The sequence below is a fragment of the Streptomyces toyocaensis genome, assembly GCF_000725125.1.
Taxonomy (GTDB): Bacteria; Actinomycetota; Actinomycetes; order Streptomycetales; family Streptomycetaceae; genus Streptomyces; species Streptomyces toyocaensis.
On the sequence record NZ_JFCB01000018.1, the window covers coordinates 1 to 19530 of the forward strand.

Below are 19530 nucleotides of genomic sequence, written 5' to 3' on the forward strand. Positions count from 1 at the left end.
CGGGTGTGGGAGCGGGCGGCGCCGAAGACGGGCCCGGCGCCCGCACCGCGGCCCGGGCGGCGGCGACGCCACCGCCCGGCTCGATGCCGCCCTGCTCCTGCGCCGGCCCGTGCGCCTCCGGCCCGGGGACGTACCCCGCGGCGGGCGCACCGGCGCCCGCGGAGAAGTGCACACCGCGCTCGATCCGGTCCAGCCGGGCCATGACCGAGCGCTCGTCGCCGTACGCGGCGGGAAGCAGCACCCGCGCGCAGATCAGCTCGAGCTGGAGACGGGGCGAGGTGGCGCCGCGCATCTCGGTCAGCCCCTCGTTGACCAGGTCTGCGGCGCGGCTGAGCTCGGCGGGGCCGAAGGTGCCGGCCTGGGCCTGCATCCGCTCGATGACGTCGGCGGGGGCGTCGATGAGCCCCTTCTCGGCCGCGTCGGGAACGGCGGCGAGGATGACAAGGTCCCGCAGCCGCTCCAGCAGGTCCGCGACGAACCTGCGCGGATCGTTGCCGCCCTCGATCACCCGGTCGACGACCTCGAAGGCGGCGGCGCCGTCACCGGTCGCGAAGGCCTCGACCACGGAGTCCAGCAGCGAACCGTCGGTGTACCCGAGCAGGGAGGTGGCCATGGCGTACGTCACACCGTCCGCCGTCGCTCCGGCGAGCAGCTGGTCCATGACGGACATCGAGTCACGCACGGACCCGGCCCCGGCCCGCACGACGAGCGGCAGCACGCCCTCCTCGACGGGGATGCCCTCCTTCTCGCACACCTCGCCGAGGTAGTCCCGCAGGGTGCCGGGCGGAACCAGCCGGAACGGGTAGTGGTGCGTCCGCGACCGGATCGTCCCGATGACCTTCTCGGGCTCGGTGGTCGCGAAGATGAACTTCAGGTGCTCCGGCGGCTCCTCGACGACCTTGAGCAGCGCGTTGAACCCGGCCGACGTGACCATGTGGGCCTCGTCGATGATGTAGATCTTGTAGCGGCTGGAGGCGGGCCCGAAGAACGCCTTCTCGCGCAGGTCACGGGCGTCGTCCACACCACCGTGGGACGCGGCGTCGATCTCGATGACGTCGATCGAACCGGGTCCGTTGCGCGCGAGGTCGCGGCACGACTGGCACTCCCCGCACGGAGTCGGGGTGGGGCCCTTCTCGCAGTTCAGGCACCGCGCGAGGATCCGCGCACTGGTCGTCTTGCCGCAGCCACGCGGACCGCTGAACAGGTACGCGTGATTGACCCGGTTGTTCCGCAGCGCCTGCTGCAACGGGTCGGTGACATGCTCCTGCCCGATGACCTCGGCGAACGACTCCGGGCGATAGCGGCGGTACAGCGCGAGAGACGACACGCCTACGAGGTTATAGGCGCCCACCGACAACCGGACCGGCCGCCGGAGACGCAAGCGCCCCCCACGCACCCGCCAGAGCCGACCTACCCTTGCTGCCTTCCGGCCCTGGGGGAGTTCAGTCAGATAGCGCCGCGTGAGGGGCTACGCAGAGGCTACCCCATGTCGCGGGCGGGGAACGAGTTCGCGAGCACTCCTCTCGGTCATGTAATGTTCCCAGCGGAGGATTCGCCTAGAGGCCTAGGGCGCACGCTTGGAAAGCGTGTTGGGGGCAACCCCTCACGAGTTCGAATCTCGTATCCTCCGCCAGTGCCTCACCGGGCACGATGTCGAAGGGCCCCCTGGAAACAGGGGGCCCTTCGGCGTTGTCCAGGACGAGGTTCTCGGCCACGCGCCGCGGTCGGTCGACGAGGCCGTCGGACCCGAAGAACTCTGCTCCGCGCCCGGCGCAGGGCGTGAGCGGGGGCCGGGCTCCTGTCGTTGACGGCGCGTCACCTGGTCAGCGCGTGATCCGCACCTGCCGGGTCTCGGTCACCTGGTCCACCTCCGAGACCCGGACCGTCAGCCTCATGGTCCAGGTGCCTTCGAGGGGGAGAGCGAGGTCGCTGGTGGCCCAGTAGCCGCCGCGGTCGGTCACCCCGGCGTCGAGGGGGCCGATGTCCTCGGCGGCGAGGCTGAAGGAGATCCGGACCTCCGGTACGAAGGTCAGGGCGCCGGTGGGGCCGAAGACCACGGCCTGCAGGCCGTTCTCGCCGACCCGGCCGGGGTCCATCGTGATCTGCACCGTGCCCCGGCCTCCGGGCGTGCCGGCGTCGTAGGGGACCGTGAACGCCTCCGCCCCCGGGAGCCCGGCCACCTGCCGCCGGGACGCGCCGGCCGCCTCGGCCTCCGCGCGGGCGGGGAGGGTGCCGGTCAGCACCGTGGTGATCAGCAGCACGACGACGGCCACGGCCACCTCGGCCAGCACGGACCGGCGCAGGGCGCGACGGTCATGGCCGGGCGGCGGCGTACCGGGCGTGTCCGGCCCGTCCGGCGACGGCGTGTCCGGCCCGTCCGGCGACGTCTCCGCGGGCCCGGGTCGCGGGGGCGCGCCGAACGCTCCCACCGGTTCGGGCACCCGTGTTTCCACCGCCGCCTGCGCCCGTGCCCCGCTCACCAGGAGCGCCGTCCAGCGGCGGGACAGGCCCGCCGCCAGCAGCAGGAAAAGAGTCGCGGCCAGCTTCACCGTCAGGGTCCGGCCGTACGAGGAGTCCGTGAGGGCGGCCCAGGAGCCCAGTCCGCGCCATGACTGGTAGGTGCCGGTGACGACGAGCACGGTCACCGACGCGAAGGCCAGGCGGGAGAAGCGCGCGACGGTGGTGGGCGGGGGCGGGGTCCTCGCGCGGTACAGGGTGAGGAGCAGCGCCGTCAGGCCGCCGAGCCAGCAGGCCGTCGCCAGCAGGTGGAGGACGGACGACGTCATCGCCACCGGGACCTGGATCCCGGCGGAAGCGTGTTCGGCGGCCGCCCACGTCATGGCGAGGGCGACGGAGAACGCGGCGCCGGCCGCGAGGCGCGTCCGGGGGCCGCCGCGCCGGGCGAGCGGTACCAGGACGGCCGCCGCGAGCAGGAGCAGGGCCAGCCGGGTCAGCAGGGCCAGTCCCGGCCGGCCGGTGAGGGCGCCGGAGAAGGCGGCGGGGTCGAGGGCGGCGGAGGGCGGCGTGCCGTTCTCGTACGGGGCGCGCAGCACGAGCAGGGCGGCCGTGGCCGTCAGCAGGGTCCACCAGCCGGTGAGCAGCGCCGGCCGCAACGGGGCGGTGTCCGGCGGACGGCACAGGCCGGCGAACGCCGCCGCGCCGATCAGCAGGGCGGCGGCGATGTACGCGAGGTAGCGGCCGGTGTCGTAGAGGCTCCTGGTGACGGGGTTCTCGGGGTGGTCCGCGGGTGCCGCGGGCGGGTGGGGCGAGGGCTTGCCGACGGAGAAGGTGAAGGCGCCGGAGACCGGGTGGCTGTCGGCGGAGACCACCCGCCAGGCCACCGTGTAGGTGCCGTCGGCGAGGCCGCCGGGCAGTGCGGCGCGCGCGGTGTCGGAGGCGCCGTCCGCGTGCCGTGGCTCGCCCAGCCGGACCCGCCGGTTGTCGGGGCTGTAGACGCGGAAGGAGTCGTCGAGCAGGCCGACGGACTCCGTGAAGGTCAGGGTGATGTGCCGCGGGGCGGACCCCACGACGCTTCCGTCCCCGGGGTCGCTGTCCCGGAGGGCGGCGTGGGCGCTCGCCGGGGCCGCGCTGCCCAGGAGGAGCAGGAGCAGCACGGCGCCCAGCAGCACCAGCCCTCGAAGCCGCCTGGTTCCGGGGCCCGCGGCCCCGCCCCGTCCGCCGTCGCCCGCCGCCACGCCGCACCGTCGCTCCACGTCGTACCCGCCTCCCGGTCATCCGGCTCCGCATGAGGTACGGACGGCGGGCCCGGCGTGCTCACCAGGTCGGCCGGGCCGAGACTCCCCCGTCCACCACCAGGTCGTGGCCCGTCACCCAGGACGCGAGCCGGGAGGCCAGGAACACGCAGGCATCGCCGACGTCCTCCGGGCGGCCGAGCCGGCCCACGGCGGACGCCTCCCGCCACCGGCGCACGCCCTCCGGCCAGGCGTCGGCCAGGCCCTCGCGCTCGACGAGGCCCGGCGAGACGGAGTTGACGCGGACGCCCCACGGCCCGTACTCCAGGGCCGCCGCGCGGGCGTGCGCCACCACCGCCGCCTTGGACACGCCGTAGTGGGCGTGTCCGGGGGCCGGGTTCCGGGCCTCGACGGAGGCGATGTGGGTGACGGAGCCGCCGCCGTCCTGCTCGCGCATGAGGCGGGCCGCCGCCTGGGTGCAGGCGAAGACGCCGGTGAGGTTGGTGTCCACGACCGTGCGCCACTCGTCGGCCGTCATCCCGGCGAGCTCCCGGACGGGCTGGATCCCGGCGTTGTTGACCAGCGCGGTCAGCCGGCCGCCGCCCCACTCGGCCGCCTCGGCCACCACGCGGCGGCAGGCGTCCTCGTCGGTCAGATCCCCGCGCAGGACGACGGCCGCGCCGCCCGACTCCCGGATGCGGCCGGCGGTGTCCCGCGCCGACGCCATCGACGTACGGCAGTGCAGCGCGACGGCCGCGCCCTCCTCGGCGAACCGCCGCGCGACGCCCCCGCCGATGCCGCCGCCCGCGCCCGTGACCAGGGCGACCTGGCCCCGGAGCAGCCCGTGTCCGGTCATGGGCGGCACAGCTCCGCGATGAGTGCCGCCCGGCCGGGATGCCGTCGCGTCAGGTCCGCCGCGTCGCCGTGCTCGTAGCCCTCGTAGGTGAAGCCGGGCGCCATCGTGCAGCCGAACAACGTCCAGGCGCCGCCCGCCACCACCCGCGCGCCCATCCAGGTGCCGGCCGGGACGGTGAGCTGGACATGCTGGCCGCCGAGGACGTCCGGGCCGAGGACGGGGGTCCGGGAGGTGCCGTCCGGGGCGAGGAGGAGGAACTGGAGCGGGTCGCCGAGGTAGTGGTGCCAGATCTCGTCGGCGGGCAGGCGGTGCAGGGCGGAGAAGTCGCCGGGTGCGCTGGTGAGCAGGACGACGACGGCGGTGCCCTCGGGCCGGCCGTCGGGGCGCACGGGACCCGCCCAGGTCTGCCGGAACCGCCCGCCCTCGCGGGGGATCGGCTCCAGCCGGTAGTGGGCGACGAGGTCGTCGGGGGTCACCTGCCGAAGGCTACCTCGCGGGTGAGGAAGGCAAGTTGCGCCTTCTTCGCCGGGAGATGCACGTCGGGCAGGTCGATCTCCGGCAGCACGACCGTGGGGCCGGTGGTGAATCCGTGCCTCGCGAAGCGGGCGATCGCCTTCCCGTTGGCGACGTCCGGGTCGACCACCACCCGCTTCCGGTCGAGTACCAGCAGGACATAGGTGGCTACGGCGGTCAGCAGACCGCCGGTCCAGCCGGACCGCGGGCCGTCCGGTCCGGCGGGGGCGAGGAGCAGGTGGACGCCGATGTCTCCGGGCTCGACGGGATAGCACTCGCCGACGCGGTCGGCCCGTGGTTCGTACGTCTGGAGCAGCGCTGCCGGCGTGCCGTCCACGAGGACGAGGTGGGCGTGGTGGGTGTCGAGGGTGCCCATGTGGGCGTAGATCTCGGCGACCTGCCGCTCGGTCAGGCCGTTCATGCCCCAGAAGACGGCGCGTTCCTCACTCACCCAGCGGTGCAGGAGGGGCGCGTCGGCGGCCGGGTCGAGCGGCACGACGCGCACGGGGCCGACGCCGTCGGCCTCCTGCTCGTGGACGGACGGGCGGGAGGCGTACGGATCAGACATCGGTCTCCTTCGTCAGCTGCGCCCAGTCGGTGACGACCGGGGCCAGGTCTCCGGCGAGCCACAGGGGCTGCTGGTCGCGGTGGTGGGGCGAGCCGGGATCGCCGCAGGCGCCGAACGGCACCACCCAGCGGCTGTCCTCGCGCCGGGCCAGGTCCCAGACGTAGCGGGCGGCCGGGCCGCGTGCGGCGAGGTCGGTGAGGCCGGGCACCGGGGAGGTGCACAGCACGCAGTCGTGGTCGCCGGACAGCCCGGGCTCGTCGTGCGGGGTCCTGGGCGGCAGGGCCCGCCAGGGGGCGAGGCGGTGGGTGTCGCCCCAGGTGCCGGCGGGCGGCCGGGCCGCGACCTCCTCCAGCGCGGCGCGGACGGCCGCCGGGCGGTCGATGCCGTACAGGTCGTCGGCGCCGAGGAGGTGTTCGAGGGCGTAACCGATGCGCGGGACCAGCGCCAGCCAGGGCCGGAAGACCTCGGGGTACGGCGGTGGCGTGGCCGCCGCCGCGAACGCGGGGTGGGCCGCGATCCGGCGTACGAGTGCCGTGCGCAGCGCGGCGAAGGCGGCCGCGTCGGCGCTGTCCGCGTCCATGTGGCGGTTCCAGCGCAGGAGGCGGTCGCGCAGGGCGGCGGCGGGCCCGGTGAGGCCCGGGGCGTCGAGGGCGGCGAGGTGGTCCAGGAGGGGGGCGGCGGAGGCGAGGCGGGTGTCCATGTGGAGGGCGGGCATGTCCGCGGCGGACCAGCGCGTCCGCCCGGCCAGCAGGGCGGTGATCCGGTCGGCGCGGTGCGGCGGGGCGAACTCGACGCCGAGGGGCGCGGCCGGGCCGCGCTGGTTCGCCATCACGGCGACACCGTCGGTCAGTCCGGCGCGCGGCGGGGTGTGCCAGCCCTGCCAGGCGTACCCGGGCTCCCACGCGGGCACCACGCGGGTCCGGTTGGCCTCCGAGCGGACGGGGACCCGGCCGGCCACCCGGTGCAGGGTGCCGCCGTCGGTGTCGGCGGCGAGGACGACGTTGACCGGCTCGGCCCACAGGTCGACGGCCCGGTCCACGTCGGCGGCCCGGCGGGCCCGCAGCAGCGGCAGCAGGGCGCCGAAGCCGAGGTCGCCGGTCACGTGGGGCGGATGGCGGAGGGCGACGGCGAGCGGGGGTTCGCCGGGCGGGGGCACGCCGTCGTCCAGGCCCTCGGGGCCACCGATGACGACGGGACCGCGGTCGGTCTCGATGACCTCGACCTCGACCGCCTCCTCGCCCGCCACTTCCACCGTCTCGGTGTGCCGGACCGCCCGCCGCCACGTCCCGTCCGGGCCGAGCGCCTCCACGCCGGCCCCGGTGCGCCGCAGCCGCTCGCGGTAGAGGTCCTGGTAGTCGGCCATGGCGTTGGTGATGGCCCAGGCGACGGTGCCGGTGTGGCCGAAGTGGGCGACCCCGGGAACGCCGGGCACGGCGAGGCCGACGACGTCGAACTCCGGGCAGGACAGGCGGATCTGCTGGTACACGCCCGGGTCCTCGATGAACCGGTGGGGGTCCCCGGCGATGACCGCCTGCCCGGTGACCGTGCGCTCCCCGGTGACCAGCCAGCCGTTGCTGCCGGAGGTACCGGGCCCGTCGGTGGCGAACAGCCCCGCGGCGCCGGCACCGAGGTGGGTGGTGATGTGCTCGCGCCAGAGCTTCGCGGGGAAGCCGGCGAAGAGGATGTGGGTGGCGAGCCAGACCGCGAGCGGCGTCCAGGGCTCCCAGCGGCCGGGCACGAGACCGGCGCGGGTGAACTCGGAGGCGGCACCCGCACCACCGCCGGGGCCGCCGCCTCCCGGGCCCCCGGTCCCGCCGAAGCCCTCGCCCCGCGCACCCGGGCCGTCCGCGGATCCACCGCCCCGCGCACCCGGGCCGCCCGCGCAGCCACCGGCCCGCGCGCCCGCGCCGCCCGCGGATCCATCGGCCCGCGCGCCCGCGCGCCGGGCCGACGCCGGTTCCTCGCCGGCGCCGTCCCCTCCGGGGCCCCCGGGCCCGGCGGAGCCGTTCCCCCCTCCGGCCGGATCACCGGCGGACGCGTCGGTCCATGACCCGGCCCGCGCGCCCGAGGCCCGGAGGGACGTCAGTTCCTCGTTGACTCCCGCCACGTACGCCCGTACCCACGCGGCCGTTTCCGGGTCCCGGCGCTCCAGTTCGGCGAAGCAGCGGCGGGCCGTGTCGGCCAGGCGGGCGCGGCGGGCGAAGCGGTCCCAGGAGAGGGCCTCAGGTCCCAGGAAGGAGGCGGAGGTGCCCTGGGCGCGGTGGCGTTCCACCTCGAGCTGCCAGGCCCGGTCGAGGGCGGTGACCCGGCCCTGGGTGCGAGCGAGTTCGTTCGCGCTGTCCGCCCGCAGGTGGGGGATGCCCCAGGGGTCCCGGAAGATCTCGCCGGTCACTGTGCCCTCATTTCCCTTTAGGTTAGGCTCCCCTAAGTTAACCGTGACGAGATCGTACGCGAAGGGGGACGGGGCGATGGGGCAGGGGCGGGGCTGGGAGGGCGCGGTCCTCAAGCTGCTGCGCGCGAAGGACTTCGAGTTCACCGTGACGGGCGGCGAGGACGTCACCGCCGGCTACCGGCGGGTGCGCTTCACCGACGGGGGGATGCTGGCGGCGACCGGCGTCCACCCGACGATGTGGGTGCGGCTGTGGTTCGACAACGCGGGCAGGCCGCACCAGCGCGCGTACACCCTGGTCGACCCGGACCCGGCGGCCGGCACGTTCAGCCTGGAGTTCGCGCTGCACGAGGGGTGCGCCAGCGACTGGGCGAGGACGGCGCGGCCCGGTGACACCATCGGGGCGACCGTGCGGGGCACGGGCTTCGAGGAACCCGACCCGGCTCCCTCCCACGTCTTCGTGGTCGGTGACGCGGCCTCGCTGCCGGCCATCAACTCCCTGCTCGGCACGGTGGGCTCCGCCCCGGCGACCATCTGGTTCGAGGGCGCCCTCGACGGGCTGCCCTGCGGCGCGGATCCCGCCCGGCACGAGGTGCGGGAGGTGCCCCGGCGGGAGGCGGGAGCGGCACTCGTGGAGCGCGTGCGGGGCGAGCTGCCCGAGCCGCTGCGCGCCGTCTCCGACCCGTACGTGTGGATCGCCTGCGACACCGCGACCACGCGGGAGCTGGCGGCGTTCGTGCGCAAGGAGCTGGGCGTGCCCAGGCAGCGGCTGCACGCGCTGGGGTACTGGCGCGCGAGCTGACCCGCGACGCGCGACCATCGGGACATGGACGTCACTCTTCGCCTCGCCCAGGACCCCGACGCCGACCGGCTGCTGGGCCGCAGCCCGCTCGCCGCGCTGACCGGGATGCTGCTGGACCAGCAGATCCCGATGGAGTGGGCGTTCAAGGGCCCCGCGACGATCGCCCAGCGGCTCGGCGCGGACGATCTGGACGCGCACGAGATCGCCGCGTACGACCCCGACGCGTTCGCGGCACTGCTCTCCGACAAGCCGGCCGTGCACCGCTACCCGGGGTCGATGGCGGGCCGCATCCAGCAGCTGTGCCGGTACCTCGTCGAGCACTACGACGGTGACGCCGAGGCCGTCTGGCGGGACGTCGGCGACGGCGGGGAGCTGCTGAAGCGACTGGAGGACCTGCCGGGGTTCGGCAGGCAGAAGGCCCAGATCTTCCTCGCCCTGCTCGGCAAGCAGCTCGGGGTCCGGCCCACCGGCTGGCGGGAGGCCGCCGGCGCCTACGGCGAGGAGGGGTCCTTCCGCTCCGTCGCCGACATCACCGGGCCGGAGTCGCTGTCCGAGGTGCGGGCCCACAAGCAGGAGATGAAGGCGGCGGCCAAGGCGGCGAAGGCCGCGAAGAAGCAGGGCACGTAACGGGACGGGCGGCCCGGGGACGCGCCGGGCCCCTTTCGGGGGAATCGGCCGCAGGGGCCGCCCGATCGGGCCCGAACACCTCTGAGGTGTCGTCGAACAGAGGGGGAGCCGGACCGGGGAAGCCCGTTTGCGCCCGGTTTCGCATACCTTTTCCGGCGTCGCACTGCGTCGCCATGGCTGCGCCCGGAACGTCTTGACCGGTAGGCTTTCCGTGTGATCTTCAAGCGCATCGGAAACGGCCGGCCGTACCCCGACCACGGCCGGGAAAGCACCCGGCAGTGGGCGGACGTCGCGCCGCGCCCGGTCCGCCTCGATCAGCTCGTGACGACCAAGCAGCAGCTCGACCTCGAGACCCTGCTCGCCGAGGACTCGACCTTCTACGGCGACCTCTTCGCGCACGTCGTGAAGTGGCAGGGCGACCTCTACCTGGAGGACGGGCTGCACCGCGCCGTGCGGGCGGCGCTCCAGCAGCGTCAGGTGCTGCACGCACGCGTGCTCGAACTGGACTGACGCCCGCGCCGGGAGCCGCTCCGTCCGCTCCGGGCGCCCGTTCGGCGTCCCCTCCCCCGCCGGTTTGGCCCTTTCGGGTTGGACTGCACCCAGTCGAATGATCATCTAGTAGGCATTGCAGCCCGGGCGCACTACGCTGCGCTCATGAGCATGCTCACTCCACCCGGCATGGGCGGCCAGTACCGGATCACCGGCGACCGGTACCCGCGGATGCGCCGGCCCCGGCGGCGCGGCAGGCTCGTCGCGCTGTCCGTCGCCTCCGTCGCCGTGCTCGGGGTGGGCGGCTGGGGCACGCTGCAGCTCATCGACGTGTTCACCGGCGGCGACGACTCCGCCTCCACGCTCGGCACCAAGGCGGGCTGCGCCACCAGGGCGACCCCCGCGGCCGCCCCGAAGACGCTCCCCGTGCCCGGCACGATCACGGTCAACGTCCTCAACGCCACGACCCGCGGCGGCCTGGCGCAGAAGACGGCCGACGAGCTGAAGAAGCGCGGCTTCAAGATCGGCGAGGTCGCCAACGCGCCCAAGGAGTACGACAAGAAGGTGAAGGGGAACGGCGTGCTGCTCGGGCCCGCCGCCGCCCTCGACACCTCGCTGCCGGTGCTCGGCGCCCAGCTCGCCGGCGCCGAGCGCCGCACCGACCCCGCCCGCAAGGGCACCGAGGTCGACCTGATCATCGGCGACGCGTTCCGGGAGCTGACGAAGAAGGCGGACGCCGACCGGGCCCTGACCGCGCTGGCCGAGCCGGAACCGGCGCCCGCCTCGAAGAAGAAGTGCTGACGAGCCGCTGAGGACGCGGGGACCGCGGCCGTCCGCCTACTCGGCGGCCCCGTACATCCGGTCCCCGGCGTCGCCGAGTCCCGGCACGATGTAGCCCTGCTCGTTGAGCCGCTCGTCCACCGACGCCGTCACGACCGTCACCGGTGTGCCCGCCAGCTCGCGCTCCATGACCTCCACGCCCTCCGGGGCGGCCAGCAGCACCACGGCGGTCACGTCGTCCGCGCCGCGCTTGATCAGCTCCTGGATCGCCGCCACCAGCGTGCCGCCGGTGGCGAGCATCGGGTCCAGGACGTAGACCTGGCGCCCGGAGAGGTCCTCCGGCATCCGGGTGGCGTACGTCGAGGCCTGCAGCGTCTCCTCGTTGCGGATCATGCCGAGGAAGCCCACCTCGGCGGTCGGCAGCAGCCGGACCATGCCGTCCAGCATCCCGAGACCGGCCCGCAGGATCGGCACCACCAGCGGGCGCGGGTGGGAGAGCTTGACGCCCGTGGTCCGCTCCACCGGCGTCCGGATGTCGACCTGTTCGGTGCGCACGTCGCGCGTGGCCTCGTAGGCGAGCAGGGTGACCAGCTCGTCGGCGAGGCGGCGGAAGGTCGCGGAGTCGGTGCGCTGGTCGCGCAGCGTGGTGAGCTTGTGGGCGACCAGGGGGTGGTCGACGACGTGGAGACGCATGGGGTCAACAGTAACCGGGGGCCGGTCGTCCCCGCGCACGGCGAGCACCCCGGGCCCCACCACTGCTTCGCCGGCGTCAAACCGGCCGTCCGGGGGAAGGTGGGAGGGACGGATCGGAGGGATGCCCCCATGCCTGAGCAGGAAGACCGAGACAATCCGTCGCCGCGCGACACCCTCGGCCCGGTGGTGAGCCTGGGAGGGCCGAGGACCGGCGCCGAGGCCGAGTCGGAGGCCGAGCGCCGGCGGCGCCGCGCCCGGTTCCTGCGCGAACTCGCGGAGGCCCGCGCACTGCGCGACCGGGTCCAGCCGCGCCGCGCGAAGGCCGCCCGGCTGCGGCACGCGATGCGCATGCGCACCTTCCGCTGGTAGCAGGCACCTTCCGAGTGCCGCGCGGGCGCGACGGGCGGAGCCGCGTACGATCCGCACGTGGCGGCAACAAGGGCGTCGGTGGGTCCTGCGGGGCGCACTCGGCGAACTGCGAGCGAAACCGGCGAACACAGGGAGCCGAAGACATCCCCTGACGGCCTTCTTTCTGCCACGATGCCGAGTGGGTGGGGCTCGCGACCGGCCTCGCCCGCACACCTCCGCCGGGGGGATTCCCGACCGGCACCCTATGACCAGTGGGAGAGTCACGGTGTACTTCGCCGCACTGCTCGCGCGCACCGAAGACGGGTGGGAAGCGAGCGACACGGAGCTCGACGATGTGGAGACCCTGTCGGATCTGGCCGACCTGGCCCGGGAAGCCTCGCCCGACGAGGACACGGTGCTCGTGCTGATCGAGCAGGAGGAGGGCTGGTTCGGAGTCGTCCGCGTGGACGGCGAGGAGGATCCCCGGGTCTACGTCTCCGACGCCGCCGCGGCCGCCCGCAGCAGCTACGGCGAGATCCTGCTCACCGACGAACTGCTCGGCCGTGAGCCCGGGGACGACGGCCCGGACCTGGACGCCCTCGACCTCGACGGCACGGAGGACGGCGAACCGGACGACGAGGACGCCGAGGGCGGCGCCGCGCCCGCCGGCTCCGCCGACGCCGTGCCGCACGGACCGGTCGGCGACGCGCGGGTCCTGGAGGACCTGGGCGTGAGCGAGAAGGAGTTGCGCTCGATGACCGGGGACGCCGTCAACGAGATCGCCGAGGTGCTGGGCGCCTCGGAGGTCCTGGAGACCGTCCGCTGACCGTGCCGACCACCCCCACCGCGTCCGGACGGCCGGACCCGGTACGCGACCGCTGGCGGGCGGCGATGCGGCTCGCCCTGGACGAGGCGGCCCTGGCCGCCTCGGGCGGGGACGTCCCCGTCGGCGCCGTCGTGCTGGCCCCGGACGGCACCGCCGTGCTGGCCGCCGCCCACAACGAACGCGAGGCGGCGGGCGACCCCACCGCCCATGCGGAGGTCCTCGCCGTGCGGCGGGCCGCCGCGGAGCTCGGCCAGTGGCGGCTGGCCGGCTGCACCCTGGTGGTGACGCTGGAGCCGTGCACGATGTGCGCGGGCGCGATCCAGCAGTCCCGGGTGGACCGGCTCGTCTACGGTGCCCGGGACGAGAAGGCGGGCGCGGTCGGCTCCCTGTGGGACCTGGTCCGCGACCGGCGGCTCAACCACCGCCCCGAAGTGATCGGGGGAGTGCTCGCCGAGGAGTGCTCCCGGCTGCTCACGGAGTTCTTCCGCGAGCGCTGAATACCGATTTCGAACCACCCCGCACCGTGCTGTAAGGTCTCCCTCGGTAGCGTGTCCGAGCGGCCGAAGGAGCTCGCCTCGAAAGCGAGTGTGGCGCAAGTCACCGAGGGTTCAAATCCCTCCGCTACCGCTGATGAAGGGCCCCGTCGTCGGACGGGGCCCTTCGTGCGATCATGGGCCCGCTCGACGCATGTGACGACAGTGCACACCAGTGACAGGGGAGGGCCGCGATGGCGGTGAACGCGAAGAAGGTCGCCGTCTACGTCCTCGTGGTCTTCGTGCTGTATCTGATCATCACGGACCCGGAGAAGGCCGGCGACTACGTCACGGTCGGGTTCGAGGGCATCTCGGACGCCGCGAAGGCCGTCGGCGACTTCATGACCTGGCTCGCCGACGGAGGAAAGTGATGATCCGCCACCTGGTGCTCTTCAAGCTGAACGAGGGCGTCGAGCGCGACGACCCGCGGGTCGTCGAAGGCGTGGAGGCCTTCCGTTCGCTCGACGGCAAGATCCCCGAGATCCGCTTCTGGGAATGCGCCTGGAACATCAGCGACCGCCCCATCGCCTACGACTTCGCCATCAACTCGGCGTTCGACGACGCGGACGCGCTGCGCCGGTACGTGGAGCACCCCGAGCACCAGGCCGGTGTCGGGCTGTGGCGCGAGTTCGCCACCTGGGTGATCGCCGACTACGCGTTCTGACGCTCCGTCCCGACGTTCTCCGGACATCCCGGACGTCCCCCGAGGGCCCCCCGCCGCGACGGCCGGGGGCTCTCGGTCGTCTCGTCGCCGCCGCCCTCCGCCCTCAACACGGAATATGCGGTGCTTGCACACAGTGAGTCTGTCTTGTGATGCTATGACCGCTTTTGACGGATGAGTTGACGGACGATGAGCGCGATGAAGAGGTGGCGTTGACCGTGTCGGCCAGTACTGCGCCGCCCCACGACGAGGTGTCCCCCGACACGGTCCAGACCCCCGCCAAGCGACGCGGCGCCGACACGCGTGCGCTGACACAGGTGCTCTTCGGTCAGCTCAAGGACCTGGAGCCGGGCACACCGGAGCACACCCGCGTGCGCGCGGCGCTCATCGAGGCGAACCTCCCGCTCGTGCGCTACGCCGCCGCCCGCTTCCGCTCCCGCAACGAGCCGATGGAGGACGTCGTCCAGGTCGGCACCATCGGGCTCATCAACGCCATCGACCGCTTCGACCCCGAGCGGGGCGTGCAGTTCCCGACGTTCGCGATGCCGACGGTGGTCGGCGAGATCAAGCGGTACTTCCGCGACAACGTCCGCACCGTCCACGTACCGCGCCGGCTGCACGAGCTGTGGGTGCAGGTCAGTGGCGCCACGGAGGACCTCACGACCGCCTTCGGGCGCTCCCCGACGACGGCCGAGATCGCCGAGCGGCTGCGCATCACCGAGGAGGAGGTGCTGTCCTGCATCGAGGCGGGACGGTCGTACCACGCCACCTCGCTGGAGGCCGCGCAGGAGGGCGACGGGATGCCCGGACTGCTGGACCGGCTCGGCTACGAGGATCCCGCCCTGGACGGCGTCGAGCACCGCGATCTCGTCCGGCACCTGCTCGTCCAGCTCCCCGAGCGGGAGCAACGCATCCTGCTGCTGCGTTACTACAGCAATCTCACCCAGTCGCAGATCAGTGCGGAACTCGGCGTCTCGCAGATGCACGTCTCCCGTCTGCTGGCGCGCTCCTTCCAGCGGCTGCGGTCCGCAAACAGGATCGACGCTTAGCCGGAACGAGCGAATCGCTCACGAGTGCCGTTCTGTGCTTTTCTGGACCGAAAGACCGTCAGACCCCTTGTTTCCAGGGTCGATTCACATCTTGGATGTCGACATGTCACTACAGCGTGTTGCCGACATGTGACATTCTGCCGGAAGCGCGTTTGCCGGAGCCTCGGCGCCGGTATTCAGGTGAAGGCTGCGTTCCTCGGATCGGGAGCGTTCGCCGCGACCGTCCCGCGACCCAAAGGGGGTGGCATGTCCGCAGATCAGGGCAGCTCGAAGGTGCTCACGCTCGCGGAGAGCGAGAAAGCTCCCCATGCTCTCGACGCACTCGGCCCCATCGACGAAGGCCCGGCCACACCGGCTCCGGAACTCCCGGACACGACGGAACTGCCGGACACGGCGGCCCTCGACACCCGCACCCTGTCCCGCTCCCTGTTCCTGCGGCTCGCCGCACTCGACGAGGACAGCCCGGAGCGTGCCTACGTCCGGGACACGCTGATCGAGCTCAACCTCCCGCTGGTGCGCTACGCGGCGGCGCGGTTCCGCTCGCGCAACGAGCCGATGGAGGACATCGTCCAGGTCGGCACCATCGGCCTGATCAAGGCGATCGACCGCTTCGACTGCGAACGGGGCGTGGAGTTCCCGACGTTCGCGATGCCGACGGTGGTCGGTGAGATCAAGCGGTTCTTCCGCGACACGTCGTGGTCGGTGCGGGTGCCGCGCCGGCTGCAGGAGCTGCGCCTGGCGCTGACGAAGGCCGGCGACGAGCTGTCCCAGAAGCTGGACCGCTCCCCGACGGTGGCCGAACTCGCCGCCGTGCTGGGCGTGTCGGAGGAGGACGTCGTCGACGGGCTCGCCGTCGGCAACGCGTACACGGCGTCCTCGCTGGACTCCCCCACCCCCGAGGACGACGGCGGCGAGGGTTCCCTCGCGGACCGCCTCGGCTACGAGGACACGGCACTGGAGGGCGTGGAGTACCGGGAGTCGCTCAAGCCCCTGCTCGCCAAACTGCCGCCGCGCGAGCGGCGGATCATCATGCTGCGCTTCTTCGCCAACATGACCCAGTCGCAGATCGGCGAGGAGGTCGGCATCTCCCAGATGCACGTCTCACGGCTGCTCACGCGGACGCTCGCCCAGCTGCGGGAGGGCCTCATCTCGGACTGAGGCACCGCACGGAGCGGGGCGTCCGCCGGACGCTCCGCCCATAGGCTGGAAACGGTGTGGCCGCCGGGCGCCCCGCGCGGGCGCGACGGCGGCCCGCCGCGTTGTCCGCCCGCCCTACCTCAGCGCGAGCCACGCCACCGCGGCCACGACCGCCACGGCGACGACGATGCCGACGATCAGGCCGATCCGCGGCCCACCGCCGGTGGACGCGGCCTGCCGGCCCTGCGGTGCCTCGTCGACGAACGCGCGGAACATCTGAGTGCTGCCGGCGGGGTCGTGATGGCCCTGCGGGCCCTGGGTGTTAGCCATGTCCCGAGACCCTAGCGAATCCCCGACGGGCGGCCCAAGCGGGGCAGGGGCAGGGCGCTCGGACGGCGGCCACGGAGCACGACGGGACGGGTCCCGACCCCGCCACCTGCGCGTTTACTACCGGGATTACTTGCCTTTGCCAAGTTTTTGAGCCGTCCCGCCCGTTTTTATTTGCCTGCGGCAACCATCGATCCCTACGGTTGCTTCAAGCAACAAAACGGGAGGTGCCATGGCCGAGTCGGCGCACTACGAGGAGCTGGTCCGGCAGTTCAGCGCCTTCGGCGCGGTCAAGCGCGAGATGAACCGGCTCCTGCCGTCCGACTGCCACAGCGGTTCGGCGGCCGTGCTGGCGCTCCTCGGCCGCCACGGCGACATGCGCATGAGCAGGCTCGCGGAGCTGCTCTCCGTGGACATGTCGGTCACCAGCCGCCACGTCACCCACCTCGCCGAGCGCGGCTGGATCGAGCGCTCCCCCGACCCCACCGACAAGCGGTCCCGCATCCTGCGCCTCACCCCCGCCGGCCGGGAACGGCTCGACGATCTGTTCCGGCGGACCACCGAGCTCCTCGCCGAGCGCCTGGGCGACTGGTCCGACGAGGAGGTCGGCCGCCTCACCCAGTTGATGGCCCGGCTCAGGGACAGCTTCGGCGACTGCCGCACCGTGCCCCGGCCGGCGTCTCCCGCACGCGCAGAGACCACCGGTACACCCGCAAGCACCTAAGAGAAGGACGCCCATGGCAACGACCACACCAGCCGGTGTGCGGGCTCATGCCAAGCACGGGGGAGGCTCCTCCGGAGACGCTCCGATGACCCATCGGCAGATCATGGAGGCGCTGTCCGGGCTGCTGCTCGGCATGTTCGCCGCCATCCTGTCGTCGACCATCGTCACCAACGCCCTGCCCGAGATCGTGGGCGACCTCGGTGGCGGCCAGAGCGCCTACACCTGGGTCGTCACCGCCTCGCTGCTGACGATGACCGCCTCCACCCCCCTGTGGGGCAAGCTCGCCGACCTGTTCAGCAAGAAGGTCCTGGTCCAGATAGCCCTCTGCGTCTTCGTCCTCGGCTCCGTCGTGGCCGGCCTGGCGCAGAACCCGGGAATGCTCATCGGCGCGCGTGCCATCCAGGGCCTGGGCGCCGGCGGCCTGTCCGCCCTGGCCCAGATCATCATGGCCGCGATGATCTCCCCGCGTGAGCGCGGACGCTACTCCGGCTACCTCGGCGCGACCTTCGCCGTCGCGACCGTCGGTGGCCCGCTGCTCGGCGGCGTCATCACCGACACCAGCTGGCTCGGCTGGCGCTGGTGCCTCTACGTCGGGGTGCCCTTCGCGGTGGTCGCGCTGCTCGTGCTGCAGAAGACGCTGCACCTGCCCCTGCTCAAGCGCCGGGTCAAGGTCGACTGGGCGGGCGCCTTCTTCGTCACCGCGGCCGTCTGCCTGCTGCTCGTCTGGGTCACCTTCGCCGACGACAAGTACGCGTGGATGTCCTGGCAGACCGCTGCCATGGTCGGCGGTTCGGTCGTCCTGGCGCTGGTCTTCCTGTTCGTCGAGAGCCGGGCCGCCGAGCCGATCATCCCGCTGCGCCTGTTCCGCAACCGCACCATCACCCTGGCCTCGCTGGCGTCCCTGTTCGTCGGCATCGCGATGTTCGCCGGCACCGTCTACTTCAGCCAGTACTTCCAGCTCGCCCGGGACAAGTCCCCGACCATGTCGGGCGTCATGACGATCCCGATGATCGGCGGCCTGTTCGTGTCCTCCACGGTCTCCGGCATCGTCATCACCCGCACCGGCAGGTGGAAGAGCTGGCTCCTGGCCGGCGGCGTGCTGCTGACCGCGGGCCTCGGCCTGCTCGGCACCATGCGCTACGACACCCCCTACTGGCACATCGGCGTCTTCATGGCGCTCATGGGCCTCGGCGTCGGCATGATGATGCAGAACCTGGTGCTGTGCACGCAGAACCAGGTGGCCCCCGGCGACCTGGGCGCGGCCTCCTCCGTCGTGACCTTCTTCCGGTCCCTCGGCGGAGCGCTCGGCGTCTCCGTGCTCGGCTCGGTCATGTCGAGCCGGATCAGCCACTACGCCCAGGACACCATCGGGCAGCTCGGTCCGCGGGAGCGGGCGGCGGCCGCAGAGGCCTCCGGCAGCGGCGCGATCCCCGACATGGACCTGCTGCCCCCGTCCATCCGCACCTGGCTGGAGAGCGCCTACGGGCACGGCATCGCCGACATCTTCCTGTACGTCGCGCCGATCGCCCTGCTCGCCTTCCTGGTCACCCTGTTCATCAAGGAGGTCCCGCTGCGGACCACCGGCGCGCTCGCCCAGGCGGCGGAGGAGACGGCCGGGGCCCCCGCGCCGCAACCGTCCGCCGAGGACGCCGTGAACCGTACCGCGGACGGCGCCGGGGCCGACGCGACGGGCACGGCCGCCCGACCGCTGTCCGCGGTCGCCGGCACCGCCCACGCCGAGGAGTCCGCCGGGGGCGGCTTCCCGGTCCGCGGTGCCGTGCGCGGCGCCGACGGCGCGCCCGTCCCGCGGGCGGCCGTCACCCTGATCTCGCTCGGCGGACGCCAGCTCGGCCGCTCGGTGACGCGGGCCGACGGGTCGTACGCGGTGGACGCGCCCGGGGCCGGGTCGTACGTCCTGATCGCGGCCGCCGACGGTCACCAACCGCAGGCGTCCACGGTCGTGGTGGACGGCGAACCCGTCACCCACGACATGCTGCTCGGGGCCACCGGCGGCCTGGCCGGGACGGTCCGCACGGCGGGAACCGGACTGCCGGTGCCGGACGCGATGGTGATCGTCACCGATGTACGCGGCGAGCTGCTGGCCTCCGGGAGCACCGGAGAGCAGGGCGAGTTCGCGTTCACCGAGCTGGCGCCGGGCGCGGTGACCGTCGCGGTGAACGCCGCCGGGCACCGGCCGCGCGCCCTGCCCGTCGAGGTCGACGGCACCGGAGTGACCCGGGTCGAGGCCGACCTGGAGACCGGTGCCCGGGTGCGGGGCGTGGTCCGCACCCCGCACGGGCCACTGGCCTACGCCCGGGTCACCCTGGTCGACGCGGCGGGCAACGTGGTCGGCACGGCGACGACCGGGACGGACGGGGCGTACGCCTTCGCCGATCTGGACGGCGGCGAGTACACCGTGATCGCCACGGGATACCCGCCGGTGGCCACCGCGCTGACGGTCACGGGCGACGGAACCGACGACCACGACATCGAACTCGCCCACCCCGGCCAGTAGC

At 73.4% G+C, this 19530-nt stretch carries 21 protein-coding genes, 2 tRNA genes and 1 other RNA gene; 15 read left to right on the plus strand and 9 right to left on the minus strand.

Annotation, left to right across the window (positions count from 1 at the left end; translation table 11 throughout):
• Both BU52_RS19565 and ffs read right to left on the minus strand, forming a co-directional pair.
• On the minus strand, nt 1-1327 hold a 1327-nt coding region (locus BU52_RS19565), incomplete at its 3' end, for a DNA polymerase III subunit gamma and tau (RefSeq protein WP_037936082.1).
• 47 nt (nt 1328-1374) lie between these two features.
• Nucleotides 1375-1473, minus strand: an RNA gene (gene ffs, locus BU52_RS33035) — signal recognition particle sRNA small type.
• A 72-nt stretch (nt 1474-1545) separates the two neighbouring features.
• On the opposite strand from ffs, the gene BU52_RS19570 reads away from it, so the two are divergent.
• A tRNA-Ser gene (locus BU52_RS19570) sits at nt 1546-1633 on the plus strand.
• A gap of 190 nt (nt 1634-1823) precedes the next feature.
• Here BU52_RS19570 and BU52_RS19575 read toward each other — a convergent pair.
• From BU52_RS19575 to BU52_RS19595, 5 genes are all read right to left on the minus strand, one after another.
• On the minus strand, nt 1824-3629 hold the full coding sequence (locus BU52_RS19575) for a copper resistance CopC/CopD family protein (protein WP_037936083.1): 1806 nt from the start codon (nt 3627-3629) through the stop codon (nt 1824-1826).
• Between the two features lie 145 nt (nt 3630-3774).
• On the minus strand, nt 3775-4548 hold the full coding sequence (locus BU52_RS19580) for an SDR family NAD(P)-dependent oxidoreductase (protein ID WP_037936085.1): 774 nt from the start codon (nt 4546-4548) through the stop codon (nt 3775-3777).
• Nucleotides 4545-5024, minus strand: a complete 480-nt coding sequence (locus tag BU52_RS19585; RefSeq protein WP_037936087.1) for a cupin domain-containing protein — start codon at nt 5022-5024, stop codon at nt 4545-4547. The genes BU52_RS19580 and BU52_RS19585 overlap by 4 nt, the downstream gene beginning before the upstream one ends.
• Nucleotides 5021-5629, minus strand: a complete 609-nt coding sequence (locus BU52_RS19590; RefSeq protein WP_037936088.1) for a GNAT family N-acetyltransferase — start codon at nt 5627-5629, stop codon at nt 5021-5023. The genes BU52_RS19585 and BU52_RS19590 overlap by 4 nt, the downstream gene beginning before the upstream one ends.
• Nucleotides 5622-8021 (minus strand): penicillin acylase family protein, encoded by a 2400-nt coding sequence (locus BU52_RS19595; protein WP_107061214.1) that lies wholly within the window; start codon nt 8019-8021, stop codon nt 5622-5624. The genes BU52_RS19590 and BU52_RS19595 overlap by 8 nt, the downstream gene beginning before the upstream one ends.
• A 76-nt stretch (nt 8022-8097) precedes the next feature.
• On the opposite strand from BU52_RS19595, the gene BU52_RS19605 reads away from it, so the two are divergent.
• From BU52_RS19605 to BU52_RS19620, 4 genes are all read left to right on the plus strand, one after another.
• Entirely contained in the window at nt 8098-8820 is a 723-nt protein-coding gene (locus BU52_RS19605) for a siderophore-interacting protein (protein ID WP_037936361.1), read from the plus strand.
• Nucleotides 8821-8844: 24 nt separating this feature from the next.
• A complete protein-coding gene (locus BU52_RS19610; RefSeq protein WP_037936090.1) occupies nt 8845-9447 on the plus strand; it encodes an HhH-GPD-type base excision DNA repair protein in 603 nt (200 codons plus the stop codon).
• A 213-nt stretch (nt 9448-9660) separates the two neighbouring features.
• The gene (locus tag BU52_RS19615) at nt 9661-9957 is read left to right on the plus strand and encodes a type II toxin-antitoxin system VapB family antitoxin (RefSeq protein WP_004943146.1); all 297 of its coding nucleotides are present in this window, start codon (nt 9661-9663) and stop codon (nt 9955-9957) included.
• A gap of 168 nt (nt 9958-10125) precedes the next feature.
• Entirely contained in the window at nt 10126-10737 is a 612-nt protein-coding gene (locus BU52_RS19620; RefSeq protein WP_037936091.1) for a LytR C-terminal domain-containing protein, read from the plus strand.
• A 36-nt stretch (nt 10738-10773) separates the two neighbouring features.
• Here BU52_RS19620 and upp read toward each other — a convergent pair whose 3' ends face one another.
• Nucleotides 10774-11409, minus strand: coding sequence for a uracil phosphoribosyltransferase (upp, locus tag BU52_RS19625; RefSeq protein ID WP_037936094.1), 636 nt, complete (start codon nt 11407-11409; stop codon nt 10774-10776).
• Between the two features lie 129 nt (nt 11410-11538).
• On the opposite strand from upp, the gene BU52_RS19630 reads away from it, so the two are divergent.
• From BU52_RS19630 to BU52_RS19665, 8 genes are all read left to right on the plus strand, one after another.
• Nucleotides 11539-11778, plus strand: a complete 240-nt coding sequence (locus BU52_RS19630; RefSeq protein WP_037936097.1) for a hypothetical protein — start codon at nt 11539-11541, stop codon at nt 11776-11778.
• A 265-nt stretch (nt 11779-12043) separates the two neighbouring features.
• The gene (locus tag BU52_RS19635; RefSeq protein WP_037936099.1) at nt 12044-12583 is read left to right on the plus strand and encodes a tRNA adenosine deaminase-associated protein; all 540 of its coding nucleotides are present in this window, start codon (nt 12044-12046) and stop codon (nt 12581-12583) included.
• Nucleotides 12584-12648: 65 nt separating this feature from the next.
• Nucleotides 12649-13080 (plus strand): tRNA adenosine(34) deaminase TadA, encoded by a 432-nt coding sequence (tadA, locus tag BU52_RS19640; RefSeq protein WP_037936364.1) that lies wholly within the window; start codon nt 12649-12651, stop codon nt 13078-13080.
• A gap of 45 nt (nt 13081-13125) precedes the next feature.
• A tRNA-Ser gene (locus BU52_RS19645) sits at nt 13126-13210 on the plus strand.
• Nucleotides 13211-13310: 100 nt separating this feature from the next.
• Nucleotides 13311-13487 (plus strand): hypothetical protein, encoded by a 177-nt coding sequence (locus BU52_RS35710; protein ID WP_037936102.1) that lies wholly within the window; start codon nt 13311-13313, stop codon nt 13485-13487.
• Entirely contained in the window at nt 13487-13780 is a 294-nt protein-coding gene (locus BU52_RS19655; RefSeq protein ID WP_037936105.1) for a Dabb family protein, read from the plus strand. The genes BU52_RS35710 and BU52_RS19655 overlap by 1 nt, the downstream gene beginning before the upstream one ends.
• Before the next feature lie 209 nt (nt 13781-13989).
• On the plus strand, nt 13990-14826 hold the full coding sequence (locus tag BU52_RS19660; protein WP_037936107.1) for an RNA polymerase sigma factor SigF: 837 nt from the start codon (nt 13990-13992) through the stop codon (nt 14824-14826).
• Nucleotides 14827-15072: 246 nt separating this feature from the next.
• The gene (locus tag BU52_RS19665) at nt 15073-15984 is read left to right on the plus strand and encodes an RNA polymerase sigma factor SigF (RefSeq protein WP_037936110.1); all 912 of its coding nucleotides are present in this window, start codon (nt 15073-15075) and stop codon (nt 15982-15984) included.
• A 114-nt stretch (nt 15985-16098) separates the two neighbouring features.
• Here BU52_RS19665 and BU52_RS19670 read toward each other — a convergent pair whose 3' ends face one another.
• Nucleotides 16099-16293 (minus strand): hypothetical protein, encoded by a 195-nt coding sequence (locus BU52_RS19670; protein ID WP_037936113.1) that lies wholly within the window; start codon nt 16291-16293, stop codon nt 16099-16101.
• Nucleotides 16294-16522: 229 nt separating this feature from the next.
• On the opposite strand from BU52_RS19670, the gene BU52_RS19675 reads away from it, so the two are divergent.
• Together BU52_RS19675 and BU52_RS19680 are read left to right on the plus strand one after the other, a co-directional pair.
• Nucleotides 16523-17014, plus strand: a complete 492-nt coding sequence (locus tag BU52_RS19675) for a MarR family winged helix-turn-helix transcriptional regulator (RefSeq protein ID WP_037936116.1) — start codon at nt 16523-16525, stop codon at nt 17012-17014.
• Nucleotides 17015-17027: 13 nt separating this feature from the next.
• Nucleotides 17028-19529, plus strand: a complete 2502-nt coding sequence (locus BU52_RS19680; protein ID WP_078903338.1) for an MFS transporter — start codon at nt 17028-17030, stop codon at nt 19527-19529.
• Nucleotide 19530 lies beyond the last annotated feature (1 nt).

Excerpts from the sequence above, each read along its gene's own strand:
- BU52_RS19580 (WP_037936085.1), bottom strand. The coding sequence starts at position 4,548 with ATGACCGGACACGGGCTGCTCCGGGGCCAGGTCGCCCTGGTCACGGGC.
- BU52_RS19590 (WP_037936088.1), bottom strand. The coding sequence starts at position 5,629 with ATGTCTGATCCGTACGCCTCCCGCCCGTCCGTCCACGAGCAGGAGGCC.
- BU52_RS19605 (WP_037936361.1), top strand. The coding sequence starts at position 8,098 with ATGGGGCAGGGGCGGGGCTGGGAGGGCGCGGTCCTCAAGCTGCTGCGC.
- BU52_RS19610 (WP_037936090.1), top strand. The coding sequence starts at position 8,845 with ATGGACGTCACTCTTCGCCTCGCCCAGGACCCCGACGCCGACCGGCTG.
- BU52_RS19620 (WP_037936091.1), top strand. The coding sequence starts at position 10,126 with ATGGGCGGCCAGTACCGGATCACCGGCGACCGGTACCCGCGGATGCGC.
- upp (WP_037936094.1), bottom strand. The coding sequence starts at position 11,409 with ATGCGTCTCCACGTCGTCGACCACCCCCTGGTCGCCCACAAGCTCACC.
- BU52_RS19630 (WP_037936097.1), top strand. The coding sequence starts at position 11,539 with ATGCCTGAGCAGGAAGACCGAGACAATCCGTCGCCGCGCGACACCCTC.
- tadA (WP_037936364.1), top strand. The coding sequence starts at position 12,649 with ATGCGGCTCGCCCTGGACGAGGCGGCCCTGGCCGCCTCGGGCGGGGAC.
- BU52_RS35710 (WP_037936102.1), top strand. The coding sequence starts at position 13,311 with ATGGCGGTGAACGCGAAGAAGGTCGCCGTCTACGTCCTCGTGGTCTTC.
- BU52_RS19655 (WP_037936105.1), top strand. The coding sequence starts at position 13,487 with ATGATCCGCCACCTGGTGCTCTTCAAGCTGAACGAGGGCGTCGAGCGC.
- BU52_RS19665 (WP_037936110.1), top strand. The coding sequence starts at position 15,073 with ATGTCCGCAGATCAGGGCAGCTCGAAGGTGCTCACGCTCGCGGAGAGC.
- BU52_RS19670 (WP_037936113.1), bottom strand. The coding sequence starts at position 16,293 with ATGGCTAACACCCAGGGCCCGCAGGGCCATCACGACCCCGCCGGCAGC.
- BU52_RS19675 (WP_037936116.1), top strand. The coding sequence starts at position 16,523 with ATGGCCGAGTCGGCGCACTACGAGGAGCTGGTCCGGCAGTTCAGCGCC.
- BU52_RS19680 (WP_078903338.1), top strand. The coding sequence starts at position 17,028 with ATGGCAACGACCACACCAGCCGGTGTGCGGGCTCATGCCAAGCACGGG.